The organism is Sinomicrobium soli (assembly GCF_003285545.1).
In the GTDB taxonomy this organism is placed as follows: domain Bacteria; phylum Bacteroidota; class Bacteroidia; order Flavobacteriales; family Flavobacteriaceae; genus Sinomicrobium.
The window spans coordinates 61498-76790 of record NZ_QLNV01000001.1 but is presented as its reverse complement, the minus strand read 5'-3'; the positions used below and the strand labels follow the sequence as shown (position 1 = coordinate 76790).

Below are 15293 nucleotides of genomic sequence, written 5' to 3'. Positions count from 1 at the left end.
CCTCTCTCCTGATAAAAAAGGCCGGCTCCGGGACGAATGCCCGGGCCGGCCTTTTCATATTGAACTGATTATTTTTTGTGAGGCATGGATTTTCTGTGCTTAAACGCATAATGCCTTTTAAAGGAACGTTTGTGCTGATCCTTTTTCCACTGGTCGTACTGATCGTCGTTCAGTATGTCCTTCATACGGTTCTGAACTTCCAGTTGGGCATCGAGTTGTGTGTTCATAAAGGCAAACCGGTCTTCGGAAGACCATTCCTTTTTTACGCTTTTATCGGCCTTTTTAAAGGCTTCCATCCGGCTTTTCCTCTTTTCGGCAAGTTCGGTGTTGAGCTTCAGTACTTCCTCCTGCTGTGAGGCGTCGAGGTCCAGTTTCAGGGCCATGCGTTTGGTCTGAAGCGCTGCGAGCTGCCCGGGAGTGAGATCCTTAAAATGCGATATCCTTTCTTTTTTCTTTTCCATACCTCTTCTTTCCCCTTTTTCCTGCGCCATGATCCCGCTTACCAGCGTAAGAGCAATGGCTAAAGTCAATAACTTTTTCATATGTTTCTTTTTTTAGATTTTGTAGGTTAGACCGGAAGAAAGGCAGGAGGTTTAAACAGAATTGAGTTTTTTAATGTTTTTTAACAAAAAAAGTCCGGAACTGTCAAATCCCGGACTTTAATAATCTCATTCGAAGTCAAATCTATATGCTTTAGTACATCTCGTTTATGATTTGAGTTATCAGGTTGCTAAGTTACTGAGTTACTTAGTTAATGGGTTATTGAGTCGTTGTCTGAATAACTCAATAACCTAATAACCTAATAACCAGTAACCAAATAGTTAGTCATCTATAGTTTCGAAACTATTCCTGTTCCTGTAAGACAACGGTTTTGCTGTCGCCTTCCACAATGACATTGATAAGCCCCAGTTTGGAAAGGCCTTTCATGCCCTTGTCCCAGGCCTTATTGCTCAGTTCGGTTGCTGATTTGAGCGCATCAAGCGTCATGCTTTGCTGTTTTTGCAGGATCCCGAGGATCGCTTTTTCGTTGTCCTTGAGTTCCAGTGGCTTCTTCTCCGGTCGCATCTGGGGGAAGAAAAGGACTTCCTGTATAGACGCGTTGTTGGTAAGCAGCATCACCAGCCGGTCGATCCCGATCCCGATCCCGGACGTGGGCGGCATGCCGTATTCCAGGGCCCGTAAAAAGTCCTGGTCGATAAACATGGCCTCATCATCTCCTTTTTCCGACAACTTCAGCTGTTCCTCAAAACGTTGCCGCTGGTCTATGGGGTCGTTGAGCTCCGAATAGGCATTGGCCAGTTCCTTGCCGTTAACCATCAGTTCAAAGCGCTCCGTGAGATCGGGGTTGTCGCGGTGTTCCTTGGTAAGCGGGCTCATTTCCTTGGGATAATCGGTGATGAAGGTGGGTTGTATATAATGATGCTCGCATTTCTCTCCGAAGATCTCATCGATAAGCTTGCCTTTTCCCATGGTGTTATCGGCGGGAATGTCCAGTTTTTTACACACTTCCCGGAGGGCTTCTTCATCCATTCCGGCCACATCGTAACCGGTATGGTCTTTTATGGCCTGTAAGATGGGTACCCTCGGGTAGGGCGCCTTAAAGCTGATCTCGTTGTCCCCGACTTTGACCGTAGTGCTGCCATTGGCATCCACGGCTACTTTCTCCAGTAATTTTTCGGTGGTATCCATCATCCAGTGGTAGTCCTTGTAGGCAACATAGAGCTCCATTACCGTAAATTCGGGATTATGGGTGCGGTCCATTCCTTCATTGCGGAAATCCTTTGCAAATTCATAAACGCCGTCAAACCCGCCAACGATAAGCCTTTTCAGGTATAGCTCATTCGCTATCCGCAGGTAAAGCGGAATGTTGAGCGCGTTGTGATGCGTGATAAAAGGCCGGGCGGCCGCTCCTCCCGGAATGGGTTGCAGTATGGGGGTCTCCACCTCGAGATAACCGCGGCTGTTGAAGAATTCACGGATACTGTTGGTGATCCTGGTCCGTTTGATAAATGTCTCCTTGACCTGCGGGTTTACCACCAGGTCTATGTAGCGCTGACGATATCGCAGTTCCGGATCGTTGAATTCATCGTAGACCTTCCCCTCGTTATCCACCTTCGGAAGGGGAAGGGGGCGCAGCGATTTGTTCAGCACGGTAAACTCCCTGACCATAACCGTTTTTTCTCCTACCTGGGTAGTGAATAATTGTCCCCTGACACCAATGATATCCCCGATGTCCAGCAACTTCTTATATACTTCGTTGTAAAGTGTCTTGTCTTCCCCGGGACATATTTCGTCACGGTTAAAGTACACCTGTATCCTTCCTTCGCTGTCCTGTACTTCGGCAAAAGAGGCCTTGCCCTGTATCCTCCGGCTCATCAGGCGGCCGGCTATAACGACTTCCCTGCCTTCTTCATATTCTTCCCTGATCCGGCCGGAAGTATGGTCTACCGGGTATAAGGCCGCAGGATACGGGTCTATTCCCAGTGCCCTCAATTTTCCGAGTTTCTCCCTTCTTACGAGTTCCTGTTCTGAAAGCTGCATATCAAACGCTGTATGTTAAATTCCTTTTTTATTTTAAAGATGCAAAGATAGTTACAATTTATATTCTGCGGCCTATTAAGAAAAGTTTAAACGGGTTCCTTGTACATGGTGTATATCATCTTCCCGTGATAAAAGCGACACAAAAAGCGGTAGTTGAAAAATGATGATTTAATTTTGCAGGGGATGCAGCGGGCCGGTGTAACAAAACGGTGTTTTTGTCGTCTTACAGCGTGGATATTTACAATCAATAAGAAAACAGGATATTTTCCTGGGGTTAATATAAGTGTATAATGAGTATTTGGAGAGTTTTACTGGCTATTTTCTTCCCGCCGCTTGCGGTGCTGGACAAGGGATGTGGTTCTGTTGTGATCGTTATTTTGCTGACCCTGTGCGGCTGGGTTCCGGGAGTGATCGCCGCCCTGGTCATTCTCAATAACCCGAACCGGTAGCAATGCAGTACGGGAAGTAGTGGAAGTGGCTGTGCCGGGTTGTTTTTAATGGCTATCTTTGTACCATGAACAAACAGGTGGACATACAGGATCTCGGATTTCGCGATTACGGGGAGACCTGGGATTACCAGGAACAGTTATTCCGGGAAATACTGGATATCAAAATGAAGAACAGGAGGGAGAATGCCGGTCTTGAGACCCCCAATTACCTGCTGTTCGTAGAGCATCCGCATGTGTATACGCTGGGGAAGAGCGGGGATATGGCCCATATGCTGCTCAATGAAAAACAGCTGGAGGCCAGGGGAGCTGCCTTCTACAAGATCAACAGGGGAGGGGATATCACCTATCACGGCCCCGGGCAGATCGTAGGCTATCCCATTCTGGACCTGGACAACTTTTTTACCGATATTCACAAATACCTCCGTTTTCTGGAGGAGGTGATCATACTTACCCTGGCCGACTATGGGATCAGTGCCATGCGCAGTGAGGGGGAAACAGGGGTGTGGATCGATACGGGGACACCTTTTGCCCGTAAAATATGCGCTATGGGAGTAAGAGCTTCACGATGGGTGACTATGCACGGGTTTGCACTGAACGTCAATGCCGACCTGGGGTATTTCGATCATATCATTCCCTGTGGGATACGCGGAAAAGCAGTCACTTCGCTGAATGTGGAACTCGGCAGGGAAACGGTGGATATGGAGGAGGTCCGCCAAAGGATCAGGACTCATTTTCTACGTCTTTTTGAGGCGAAGGGCACAGGAGCCGAAAAGGTGTTGCCCTGACGCTGACCGATATCCGTTGCCATTATTACGGCCGGAGCGGTCAGGTCATTCCTTTAGCCTGTCAAGATATAGGTTTACCACGTTTTCAATGCCGAGATACAGCGATTCTGCAATAAGGGCATGCCCGATGGAAACTTCCAGAAGCCCGGGGATGTTCTGTCTGAAAAACCTGGTGTTTTCCAGGTTCAGGTCGTGCCCGGCGTTAATGCCCAGTCCCAGTGAATTTGCGGTTTTTGCGGCTTCGATATAAGGAAGGATCCCCTCCTTGTCGCCTTTTTCGAAAGCAGAGGCATAAGCTTCCGTATACAGCTCTATGCGGTCTGTTCCCGTTGTTGCCGCACCTTCCACCATCTTCGGATCGGGGTCGGTAAAGATCGAGGTCCGGATGCCGTTGCGTTTGAATTCGGCAATGACCTCCCTGAGGAAATCCCCGTGTTTTACGGTGTCCCATCCGGCATTGGAGGTAATGGCATCTTCCCCGTCGGGGACGAGGGTTACCTGGGTGGGCTTTACTTCGAGAACGAGATCCGTGAACTTTTTTATGGGATTGCCTTCAATATTGAATTCCGTATAAACCACATCTTTCAGGTCCCTGGCATCCTGGTAGCGGATATGCCGCTCATCCGGACGGGGGTGGATGGTGATGCCTTCAGCACCGAATTCCTGGATATCCGCGGCCATGCGCAGCAGATCGGGTACATTACCACCGCGCGAATTGCGAAGGGTGGCTATTTTGTTGATGTTTACACTTAACCGGGTCATGCCTGAGATAAAATAAGAGCAAAAATACAAACTTCATCCTGCTTTATTCTCACATAATTTAATTAATTTGCTGACCGAAAAGAAGGGTTTATGGTAAGCGATTGACTCGTAATGAGTTGTGATCCCGTAGGCCGAAACGGCCCGGAATAAGGGGAACGGTTGCCATTTTCCCGGTTTGTTTGAATCAAGAACCTCTGGGGCAAGCCCACGAGTATGCAATAGAAACCTGTTTTTACAATTTCGAGGCAGGCCTTGGAGTATTTAAATCTCGATTATCGAGTAAAGTTGCACTATGGAGATCAATACCTGTATAAACCACGATGTTCCTCCCCTGAGCCCGGATGATACCCTGGAAAAAGCCAGGGAATGCTTTCTTGAACTAACCAATACGCACCTTCCCGTGGTGAAAGACGGGCATTTGGTAGGGAATGTTTCTGAAGAAGATATGGCGGGATTTGACCTGGAAAAGAAGATCTCCGATTACGGTTATGCCCTCGACGCTTTTTTCGTGGGAGAGCATACCCACTGGCTGGAAGTACTGGAGGAATTTGCCGGGAACAATGCCAATATCATGCCGGTACTGGACAAGGAAGGAAAATACCTGGGGTATTACGAACTCACGGACATTATGGGGCTTTTCCGGGAGACCCCGTTCTTTAACGAGCCAGGTGGGATCCTCATTGTAGAAAAGGGCAGCACGGATTACACCTTTAGCGAGATCTCGCAAATCGTCGAAAGCAATAACGGAAAACTGCTCGGTGCTTTCATATCCTCCGGTCAGGGAGACCGGGCGCAGATAACGCTGAAAGTGGGAAACACGGGGCTGAATGCCATAATACAGTCGTTCCGGAGGTATGGCTACAGTATCGTTATGGGCAATGAAGATGACATGTACCTGGCCAGTCTCAGGGAAAGGTCGGACTATCTGAAAAAATTCCTCAATATATAAAAATCACGGTATCCGGTTATGAAGGTAGGTCTTTTTGGACAATTTTATCACAGCGACAGTGAGAAATACGTGCTTACGCTCCTCGAAGCCCTTGAAGAGCGGGAGGTGGAAATTGTGGTGGAAGTGAAATACCTGGAACACCTGCGGCGTTTTCTGAAAGTGGAGAAGAACTACGGGACCTTTGCGTCCTTTGAGGATCTCGATGAGGGGTATGACCTGTTCTTCAGTGTGGGAGGCGACGGGACCATACTCCGTACCGTCTTGTACATACGCGATCTAGGTATCCCGGTTCTGGGGATCAATACCGGGCGGCTGGGGTTCCTGGCTACCGTACAGAAAGAGCATATAAGAGAAGCCGTGGACAGCGTTTTCAGCGGAACATACGAAGTGGTAGGTCGTACGTTGCTCCAGATCAGTACGCGCCCCGAAAATGAAGCACTGGCCGAGATCAATTTTGCATTGAATGAAGTGGCCGTAAACCGCAAGGATACCGCATCCATGATCACCGTGGCTACATACCTGAACGACGAGTATCTCACTTCCTACTGGGCGGACGGGCTTATTATAGCGACCCCTACCGGTTCTACGGGATATTCCCTGAGTTGTGGCGGTCCGGTACTGACGCCGGATGCTACGGGACTGGTAATCACTCCTATAGCGCCTCATAATCTGAATGCGAGACCCCTGGTAATTCCCGATGATACCGAAATCAGGCTGAAGGTCTCCGGGCGGGAAAACAATTATCTCGTATCCCTGGATTCCAGGGTAGCCACCCTGCCCGAAGAAACGGAGATCATTATAAGAAAGGCGCCTTTCGCAATGCGTATGGTGGAACTCCGGTCGGAGAGTTTCCTCAAGACCCTGAGGAACAAACTGCTCTGGGGAGAAGATAAAAGAAATTGAAATGTTGCAAACACGAAGCATGAAGTTAGCAGGTTGAAGGTAACCTGTAACTTGAAACGAGTGTGTTTTTTTTAGCAATAGCAGGGTTGGGAATACGGTGGCACAGGGGTGCCGGGGCAGTTATTGAACAATAAAAAACCTTTAAATCTGTTGATTAAGCATACTAATTCAAAGGAAATTACCCATGAGCAATCATAATTATTATATTTGCAAACTTTTGAAAGCATGCGGAAAAGGGATTACGACGGTCTTTTTCCTGTTTTTATGCTGTGCCGGTACTGCCCAGATCCATGAACTGGGGGTGTTTCTCGGCGGGAGTAATTTTATAGGGGATGTGGGGAAGACCAATTACATCAACCCCAACGAACTGGCTTTGGGAGGTATATATAAATGGAATAAAAGTTCGCGGTATTCGTACAGGGCGATGCTGTCTTATACGAAATTGCATGCCGATGACACCGACTCCGGCGATCAGGCACGGGAAGCGAGAGGATATGCGTTCTCCAATAAAATACTGGAGGCATCCCTGGGGATAGAGTTTAATTTCTGGGAGTTCGACCTCCATTCCCTGCACAGGCCGTTTACCCCCTACATTTATGCGGGGGTAGCGGGGTTGAATTACCGGATGTGGTATCTGGAGCAGAGCACGGAGCAGTTGCGGCCCCAGAAAAGACGGACAACCCTGGCATTTCCTTTCGGACTGGGAGTCAAGGGTGAGGTGTTGCCCAACCTGATCCTCGGGGCTGAGGTTATAGTGAGGTATAGCCTGGCCAATGATATAGACGGGAGTTATCCCGAGAAGGAGCCGGAAGCGGGTGATTACAGGGTTTTCGGCAGTTATAACACCAACGACTGGTATGTGTTCAGCGGGATCACCCTGACGTATACTTTCGGAAAAAGGCCCTGTAATTATTGTTATGATTAAAGCGGGTTTGCCATACGTGACATCAAGAGGAAAGAGTTGTTTTTCCTTTGACGAAATAGATTAATGGATACTGTAAAAGACGAAATAGACAAGCAGCGATTGCCGGCACATATAGCCATTATCATGGACGGTAACGGACGATGGGCAAAGCAACGCGGGAAATTGCGGGTGTTCGGGCACGAAAAGGGCGCGAAATCTGTGCGGGAAGTTGTAGAAGGCTGCGCAGAACTGGGGGTGAAACACCTTACCCTGTATGCGTTTTCTACCGAGAACTGGAAACGCCCGAAGCTCGAAGTGGAGACTTTGATGAAACTGCTGATTACTTCACTGGGGAAAGAACTTAAAACCCTTAACAAAAATGATATCAGGCTCAATGCCATAGGGTGTATGGACCTTCTGCCCCGTACCGTATCCAAAAAGCTGGCAGAGGTGATCGAAAAGACCCGTAACAACAGCCGTATGACCCTCACCCTGGCACTGAGTTACGGTTCGAGGGACGAGATTGCCCATGCGGTAAAAGCCATAGGGACTAAAGTTAAAAATAATATAATTTCTGTAGAAGATATTGACGAATCAGTTATAAATGAGCATCTTTACACGCAGGATCTACCCGATGTAGACCTGTTGATACGTACCAGCGGGGAGCTGAGAATCAGCAATTTCATGCTCTGGCAGATAGCCTATGCCGAGCTTTATTTTACCGAAACCCTCTGGCCCGATTTTAATAAGGAAAAACTGTATGAAGCAATTCTAAACTATCAGAACAGGGAACGTAGATTTGGAAAAACAAGCGAACAACTTAACGAAATATAGCATGCGCAATATATATTTTGGAGCGATAACCATATTTTTTGTACTTCTTTCTAATAATACTGCACTCAGGGCGCAGGAGATCAAGTTCGACAAAGGGAAAAACTATATCCTCGGAGGCGTGGAAGTTACCGGGGTAAAAAGCTATAACAAGCAAACCGTGGTTACCTACAGCGGTCTGCGTGTAGGGCAGGAGATCACCATTCCCGGAGAGCAGGTCTCGGAAGTGATCAAGAAACTGTGGAAACTGGAGTTGTTCAGCGATGTGAATTTTTATATCGACCGCGTTGAGGGCGATCAGGTCTTTCTGATACTGGATATCAAGGAAGTGCCTACCCTCTCTTCGGTAAAGGTGGAAGGGATAAAGAAGAAAAAAGGGGAAGCCGTACTGAAGGAGGCCGATATCAAGAAAGGAAAACGGGTTACCGAAAGTTTTATCACCAATACCAGGAACTTTCTGGTTAACAAATACAAGAAACAGGGTTTTCTGCACGCGAAGGCCAATATTATAACCGCCCCCGATACCTCGGCAGTCAATGCAGTCAAAATGCAGGTGAATATAGACCGGGGAGAAAAGGTCAAGGTCAGGGATATCGTATTTGAGGGTAACGAAGCCCTGAAAGACAAGACCCTTCGCAAGGCCATGAAGAATACCAAGAGAAAGATGTTCGGGCGCTTCTGGAAAAAATCGAAATTTATTCCTGAAGATTACAAGACCGACCTCACCTCGGTTATAGATAAGTATAAGGAAAGAGGATACCGCGATGCCAGGATCATTCTGGATACGGTTATCGATGACAAATCGAAGAATATCAGTATCAATATCGACCTGGAGGAAGGGGATAAATACTATTTCGGAAGTATCGATTTTGTGGGGAATACGGTCTATTCCGATCGGCAGCTGGCTTCCCTGCTGGGTATACAGCCCGGGGACACCTATAACGGGGTGCTCCTGAGACAACGTATCCAGGACGAGACCAAACCCGATGGAGATGATATCACCAACCAGTATCAGAACAACGGTTACCTGTTCTCAACCATTACTCCCGTGGAAATATCGGCCAAGAACGATACTATTGATTTCGAGATCCGTATCCGTGAAGGAAAACTGGCGTATTTTAACGATGTCAGGGTTTCGGGGAACGATAAGACCAATGACCATGTGATCTACCGGGAGATCCGTACGCGGCCGGGAGAGAAGTACAGTAAGGAAAACGTGATCCGTACCATACGGGAACTCGGTGGTCTGGGGTATTTTGACCAGGAAGCGGTGGTCCCGGATATCAAGAATGCCGATCCTAATGCCGGTACGGTGGATATCGAATACGGCCTTACCGAAAAGGGATCGAGCCAGATCGAGTTACAGGGAGGATACGGCGGCGGCGGATTTATCGGTACGCTGGGGCTTTCGTTCAGCAATTTTGCCATCAAGGACCTGTTCAAGAAAGATGCATATAAACCCGTACCCATGGGAGACGGGCAGACGCTGGCACTGAGATTGCAGGCCAGCCGTTTCTACCAGACCTATAGTTTTTCGTTTGCCGAACCCTGGATGGGAGGAAAGAAACCGACACAGTTCTCGGCTTCCCTGTCGCATAGCCGGCAGTTCTACTACGACTGGAGAACCGGAAGGCCCGACAAGAGCCAGCGGTTTTATATCACCAGTTTTACACTGGGGCTGGCCAAGAGGCTCGAAGTGCCTGACGACTATTTCAGTCTTTCCCACTCACTGAGCTTCCAGTATTACGACCTGGAGAACTACCCGATCGGGCTTTTCAGGTTCGGAAGTACCGGGTTTGCCAGGAATATCGCATATACCATTGCGCTTTCGAGGGATAACAGGTTCCCGAAACTCATATATCCCCGTACCGGTTCGCGGTTTACCATCTCGGCGAGGCTGACCCCGCCGTATTCCCTGTTTGACGGAGTGGATTACGCAAACCTTGGCGATAAACCGGAATTCCAGACAGAAGATGAGGATGGAAATATAGTGCCCGATGATGAAAAAATAGAACAGGAAAAGATCAAGTGGCTGGAATTCTACAAGATCAAGTTCGACGGGGAATGGTACAACAGGCTGGTAGGAGACCTGGTGCTCAAAACATCGGCCAATTTCGGTTACCTCGGGGCGTACAACAGCGACAGGGGGGTAGTGCCTTTTGAACGGTTCTATCTCGGAGGCGACGGAATGGCAAACTATACGCTGGACAGCAGGGAAACCATACAATTGCGGGGATATCCCAACCAGTCATTATCTCCGAATATAGGATCTACGATCTATAACAAGTTCTCTCTTGAACTGAGATATCCGCTTACCCTGAAACCCGCAGCCTCCATTTACGGGCTTATATTTGCCGAGGGTGGTGCTGCCTATACCGATTTTAAGGAATACAATCCTTTCCAGCTCAAGCGGTCGGCAGGATTCGGACTGCGTATCTTTATGCCTGCATTTGGTCTGCTCGGAATAGATTTCGGTCACGGTTTCGATTCTGTGGACGGCACCGGACAGAAGAACGGATGGGAAACCCACTTTATTATAGGACAGCAATTCTGAGTTTGGCATGATATTTTCTGTGTAGTGTTTGCCGATGGAAGGGATGAAGTCCCGGTATGAAAGAGAAAAAGAAAAGATAACAGGGAAAATGCTTTTTCACAGGGAAAGTATGAGGATGATTGGCCGGGTAATTTTTGGACAATACCCGTTACCTGAAAAATATATATGGAAATAATGGCCGGGGTTTGCTGAAAAAATTGTTAATTTCAGGCGAAATTTTAAACAACAGCAACTCATGAAGGCTAAAGTTCTTTCGGTATTGTTTCTGGCCTCTTTATGGGCCGCATATGGTCAGAGAGGAGTGAGGATAGCATACGTGGACATGGAATATATCCTGGAGAACGTACAGGAATACCAGGAAGCCAGCTCGCAGCTTGAGGCACGGGTGGAAAAATGGAAGCTTGAGGTAGAACAGAAAAAAAATGCCATAGAAACCATGAAAAAGGAACTGGAAGCGGAAAAAGTACTGCTTACCAGGGAGCTGATAGAGGAACGGGAAGAAGAGATCAGGATATCTGAAGAAGAACTGTTGCAGTATCAGCAGGGCAGGTTCGGCCCGGAAGGTGATATGGTACGGCAGAAGCGGTTACTGGTAAAACCGGTACAGGACCGGGTTTTTAATGCCGTGCAGGATATCGCTTCGAGAAGGTCCTACGATTTTGTTTTTGACAGGTCTGCCGATGTGGTGATGTTGTATTCCGATAAAAAACACGATATTAGCGACCAGGTTTTGAGAAGCATAGACCGGACCAGGGTCACGGAAGAACACCGTACGGGAAGTGCGAAGAACAAGTTTGAAGACGTGAACAGGGAGGTAGACCCGGAGCGAAAAGCGCAGAGAGAAAGCGCGGAAACCGAAAGGGAAGAGCGCGCAAGGTTGATGGAAGAGAAACGGCAGCAGCGTATCAGGGAACGGGAAGAGCGCAAACGGGAGTTTGAAGAGCGCAGGCAGCAGATACTCGAAGAGCGGGAGGCCTACATGAAGGCCAGGGAAGAAGAACGGCAGCAAAAAAGGGAAGAACGCGAAAAGGAAAAGAACAATAACGATAACAATTAACACTTAAACATTTATTATTTTCGAAATTATGAAACAATTGAAAACGTTAGCCATTGCTTTTGTATTAGCTGTAGGAACGGTTAGTTTTGCGAATGCACAGAGCAAAGTTGCCCACATCAATGTGCAGCAATTAATGGAGGATATGCCGGAGATGAAAGCGGCTAGGGCAGAATTGGAAAAACTGGAAAAGCAGTATTCTTCAGACTTGCAGAGTTCCGGACAGGAATTGCAAAATAAAATCAAACTTTACGAAAGCGAAGCCGCAGGAAAAACAGAAGACGAGAACCAGAAGAGGGCTCAGGAGGTACAGACCATGCAGAACAATATCATGCAGGCCCGTCAGGCTGCCGAGCAGGAATTGCAGAAAAAACAGATGGAACTGATCCAGCCTATTCTTGAAAAGGCCCAGGCTGCTATCCAGAAAGTAGGAAAAGCACAGGGATTCCAGTATGTGCTGGATGCTTCCCCGGGATCGGGAATCCTGCTTGCAGATGGTAAGGATATCATGGCAGATGTCAAAACAGAGCTCGGATTTTAACAGGAGCAGAACCTGAAAATGTATAAAGGTTTAATTGGCCCGGAAGTTTTGCTTCCGGGTTTTTTATTTGGCCTTCGTTCGGAGTGCCTTTAGTTCTTAGTTCTTAGTTCTTAGTTCTTAGTTCTTAGTTGTTAGTTCTTAGTTCGTAGTTCGTTTGAATGAGTCATTGTCATTCTGAGCGAAGCCCGGCCTGCCGGCTGGAAGGGGAGAATCTCCTGCTAAATAAGCAAATAACCAACCAGATGTCAGGGTGCGAAAACGGCCTTGTTGTTGCTTATGAGTTCCCGTAATATTTCCGGGGCCTCTATCCTGAATTTCCGCTTCAGGTATTCGATATGCCTGCTGTTATGGGCATCGGTCCCGACAAAGTCAAGCAGGCCTTCCCGTAGCAGTTTCATCGCTGTTTTGTGTACTTCCCGCCCGTAGTAGGACGACAGCGATAAGAGGTTGAGCTGTAACAGGCATCCCGCCTTTTTCAGTTTGGCGTACATGTCGAAGTTCTCGTGATAGAAGAGATAGCGTTCCGGATGGGCCAGTACCGGGGTGTATCCCGCTACCTGCAGGTCGAAAAGAATGTCGAAAAGGGATATGGGCGGACTGATATACGACATCTCCACCAATACATATTTGTCTTTAAGGCAAAGGATGTCCCTTTCCCGGACCAGCTCCCTGAACGATTCATCCATAAGATATTCTGCTGCGGCCCTGAAAGAAGATACCTGTCTTTCGGCATGAGGACGGATTTCCTGTTCCTTCTCTCTGATGATACCGGAGGTATTGGGCCATACCCCCTGTATGATATGAGGGGTGGTAATGATGTGCCGGATACCGAGTTCTTTAAAACCATCGATAAGTTTCACGGTGTCTTCGGTGGTTTTGGCCCCGTCGTCAATTCCGGGTAAGAGATGCGAATGCATATCCACATGATCCTCTTCAAACAGATCTTTAAGGTAAACCGTTTTTTTTCGGGTAAAAATTAGCAAAGCGCAGGCATTAAGTGTTACATTATGCAAAGATAATAATAAAGGGGGCTATATCAAGGGAAGAAGCATGTGTTTGTCTTTGTTCGACCAATGGCAGGATAAAGGCGTTTACCAGCTTCCGCTGGCACCACCGCCACCTCCCATTCCGCCGCCGAAGCCCCCTCCGAAGCCTCCGCCGAAACCACCTCCTGAAGATCCGCCTCCTCCGAAGCCTCCCCGGCCCATGCTGCTCAGGATGATCATGTCCAGCAGGTCAGGCCCCCTGAACCTCCCGGTGCCGTTTCTTCCGCCACCGCCCCTCCTGGAGAGAATGACCACGAGAACAATAAACATGATGATAATAAAAAGTATACTTCCGGGGGATACGCTTTGCCGCCCGTCTTTCCGTTGTCCTTCATACGCCCCGGTAAGTACCCCGAAAATGGCATCTGTCCCCTTGTCCAGTCCGCCGTAATAATCCTCCCTGACAAAATAGGGCTTCATTACCTGTTCGATAATGCGCTTGCTCAATGCATCCGTCAGCAGGTGTTCTATGCCGTAACCGTTCTGGATACTTACCCTGCGGTCTTTTTCTGCCAGAAGGATCAGGATGCCATTATCTTTTCCTTTCTGTCCTATGCCCCATTCCGTCAGCCAGTTGGCCCCGAGGTAATTGAGGTCTTCTCCTTTCGCAGATCCTATGGCGATCACCACGATCTGCGTGGAAGTACTGTCGGAATACCTGACGAGCTTCTCTTCCAGTGCCTTCTTCTGGACAGGTGAAAAAAGGTTGCTGTAATCGTATACGCTGGTCTGTACTTCCGGAACGTCCGGGATCTGGTACTGCGCCTGTACAGATGCGGAAAATCCGGTGATCAGTAAAAAAGAAAAAAGAGTGAGGAACCTGTGAAATGCCATGGGCTGTCGTGCAATTTGTATTATTGTCAGGGGTTATCCTTTTGAGATTTCATCCGGAAGTTCATTGATATCGTCTTCCTGCCAGGGGAAGTGTTGTTTGAGCTGGTTTCCGGCCTTCAGGATGCCTTCTACGAGCCCCTGTTTGTAATGTCCGTCCTTAAAGCGGGAGGCCATGACCTCTTTGGTACTGTTCCAGAAATCATCAGGCACCACATCATTGATCCCTTTGCCCCCGTAAATGGCGAATGTCCTGTCTTCTACGGCGATATATACGATAACCCCGTTGGCCAGTTCGGTCCGGTCCATCCCCAATTCGTGAAATACGGCAATAGCCCTCTGGTAGGGCTCGGAATTTCCCGAGGTTCTTTCGATATGTACACGAATCTCCCCCGAAGTATTGCGTTCTGCTTCCTGTATGGCTTTTACGATCTCTTCTTCTTCGCGGGCAGTCAAAAATTTTTCTACTTCAGACATGGTAATAGTGCTGTGTTTTACTCACTGCGTGAGCATTAAGACGCTCCGAAATCAAATTCCACATCCGGGGCATTTTCCGATCCTGCATCAGCCTGGTACCGGGCCATTTCCTCAAAACCGAACATGCCGGCCAGGATCTTATTGGGAAAGGTTTTGATATGCTTGTTGTACGTGTTAACCCCGGCATTGAAACGGTCCCGTGCCACGTTGATCCGGTTTTCCGTGCCTTCCAGCTGTGCCTGTAGTTCCAGGAAGTTCTGGTTGGCCCTGAGTTCGGGATACCGCTCTACCGATACCAGCAGTCTGGACAATGCAGAAGAAAGTCCGGTCTGCGCCTGCTGGAATTCCGCCATTTTTTCCGGGCTCAGGTTGTCGGCGCTGATGGTGGTGGAGGTTGCCTTGGCCCGGGCTTCCACCACTTCCCTCAGGGTATTTCGTTCAAAATCGGCTGCACCCTGTACGGTTTTGACCAGGTTTCCTATCAGGTCATTTCTTCGCTGGTATGCACTTTCCACGTTAGACCAGGTGGTTTTTGCATCTTCCTGGTAGGTGACGGCAGTGTTGTTGAAACCTACTGCCCAGCTGTAAATGCCTACACCAATAACAACCAGGATGATAACCGGGATTAACCATTTTTTCATAGTGAGTGAATTTGATTTTTGTGAT

General features: G+C 48.2%; 16 protein-coding genes. 9 read left to right on the top strand and 7 right to left on the bottom strand.

What is annotated here, in order from left to right; genetic code table 11:
* Positions 1-68: 68 nt before the first annotated feature.
* Both DN748_RS00350 and lysS read right to left on the bottom strand, forming a co-directional pair.
* A complete protein-coding gene (locus DN748_RS00350) occupies positions 69-542 on the bottom strand; it encodes a hypothetical protein (protein WP_112369776.1) in 474 nt (157 codons plus the stop codon).
* Positions 543-843: 301 nt separating this feature from the next.
* A complete protein-coding gene (lysS, locus tag DN748_RS00345; RefSeq protein ID WP_112369775.1) occupies positions 844-2541 on the bottom strand; it encodes a lysine--tRNA ligase in 1698 nt (565 codons plus the stop codon).
* Positions 2542-2831: 290 nt separating this feature from the next.
* Between lysS and DN748_RS00340 the strand changes: the two genes are divergently transcribed.
* Positions 2832-2990, top strand: a complete 159-nt coding sequence (locus DN748_RS00340) for a YqaE/Pmp3 family membrane protein (protein ID WP_112369774.1) — start codon at positions 2832-2834, stop codon at positions 2988-2990.
* A 65-nt stretch (positions 2991-3055) separates the two neighbouring features.
* The gene (gene lipB / locus DN748_RS00335) at positions 3056-3775 is read left to right on the top strand and encodes a lipoyl(octanoyl) transferase LipB (protein ID WP_112369773.1); all 720 of its coding nucleotides are present in this window, start codon (positions 3056-3058) and stop codon (positions 3773-3775) included.
* 45 nt (positions 3776-3820) lie between these two features.
* On the opposite strand, the gene DN748_RS00330 is transcribed toward lipB, so the two are convergent.
* Positions 3821-4537, bottom strand: a complete 717-nt coding sequence (locus DN748_RS00330) for a pyridoxine 5'-phosphate synthase (RefSeq protein WP_112370078.1) — start codon at positions 4535-4537, stop codon at positions 3821-3823.
* Between the two features lie 292 nt (positions 4538-4829).
* Between DN748_RS00330 and DN748_RS00325 the strand changes: the two genes are divergently transcribed.
* The 7 genes from DN748_RS00325 (at position 4830) to DN748_RS00295 (ending at position 12273) form a co-directional block, all read left to right on the top strand.
* Positions 4830-5486, top strand: a complete 657-nt coding sequence (locus tag DN748_RS00325) for a CBS domain-containing protein (RefSeq protein WP_112369772.1) — start codon at positions 4830-4832, stop codon at positions 5484-5486.
* Positions 5487-5504: 18 nt separating this feature from the next.
* On the top strand, positions 5505-6389 hold the full coding sequence (locus DN748_RS00320; protein WP_112369771.1) for an NAD kinase: 885 nt from the start codon (positions 5505-5507) through the stop codon (positions 6387-6389).
* Between the two features lie 217 nt (positions 6390-6606).
* Positions 6607-7314 carry a type IX secretion system protein PorG gene (gene porG, locus DN748_RS00315; RefSeq protein ID WP_236636736.1) on the top strand — a complete coding sequence of 236 codons (708 nt, stop codon included), beginning with the start codon at positions 6607-6609 and terminating at the stop codon, positions 7312-7314.
* A gap of 63 nt (positions 7315-7377) precedes the next feature.
* The gene (locus DN748_RS00310; RefSeq protein ID WP_112369770.1) at positions 7378-8127 is read left to right on the top strand and encodes an isoprenyl transferase; all 750 of its coding nucleotides are present in this window, start codon (positions 7378-7380) and stop codon (positions 8125-8127) included.
* A gap of 1 nt (position 8128) precedes the next feature.
* Positions 8129-10678 carry a BamA/OMP85 family outer membrane protein gene (locus tag DN748_RS00305; protein ID WP_201741386.1) on the top strand — a complete coding sequence of 850 codons (2550 nt, stop codon included), beginning with the start codon at positions 8129-8131 and terminating at the stop codon, positions 10676-10678.
* A 235-nt stretch (positions 10679-10913) separates the two neighbouring features.
* Complete coding sequence (locus DN748_RS00300; RefSeq protein ID WP_112369768.1) at positions 10914-11735, top strand: OmpH/Skp family outer membrane protein; 822 nt, start codon at positions 10914-10916, stop codon at positions 11733-11735.
* 28 nt (positions 11736-11763) lie between these two features.
* Positions 11764-12273 (top strand): OmpH/Skp family outer membrane protein, encoded by a 510-nt coding sequence (locus tag DN748_RS00295; RefSeq protein ID WP_112369767.1) that lies wholly within the window; start codon positions 11764-11766, stop codon positions 12271-12273.
* 245 nt (positions 12274-12518) lie between these two features.
* Here the strand turns inward: DN748_RS00295 and DN748_RS00290 are convergent, their stop codons facing one another.
* The 4 genes from DN748_RS00290 to DN748_RS00275 all read right to left on the bottom strand — a co-directional run bounded on the left by DN748_RS00290 (position 12519) and on the right by DN748_RS00275 (position 15268).
* Positions 12519-13256 carry a tyrosine-protein phosphatase gene (locus tag DN748_RS00290; protein WP_112369766.1) on the bottom strand — a complete coding sequence of 246 codons (738 nt, stop codon included), beginning with the start codon at positions 13254-13256 and terminating at the stop codon, positions 12519-12521.
* A 108-nt stretch (positions 13257-13364) separates the two neighbouring features.
* Positions 13365-14153 (bottom strand): TPM domain-containing protein, encoded by a 789-nt coding sequence (locus DN748_RS00285; protein WP_112369765.1) that lies wholly within the window; start codon positions 14151-14153, stop codon positions 13365-13367.
* Between the two features lie 33 nt (positions 14154-14186).
* On the bottom strand, positions 14187-14627 hold the full coding sequence (locus tag DN748_RS00280; protein WP_112369764.1) for a TPM domain-containing protein: 441 nt from the start codon (positions 14625-14627) through the stop codon (positions 14187-14189).
* Between the two features lie 35 nt (positions 14628-14662).
* Positions 14663-15268 carry a LemA family protein gene (locus DN748_RS00275; RefSeq protein WP_112369763.1) on the bottom strand — a complete coding sequence of 202 codons (606 nt, stop codon included), beginning with the start codon at positions 15266-15268 and terminating at the stop codon, positions 14663-14665.
* Between the last annotated feature and the right edge of the window lie 25 nt (positions 15269-15293).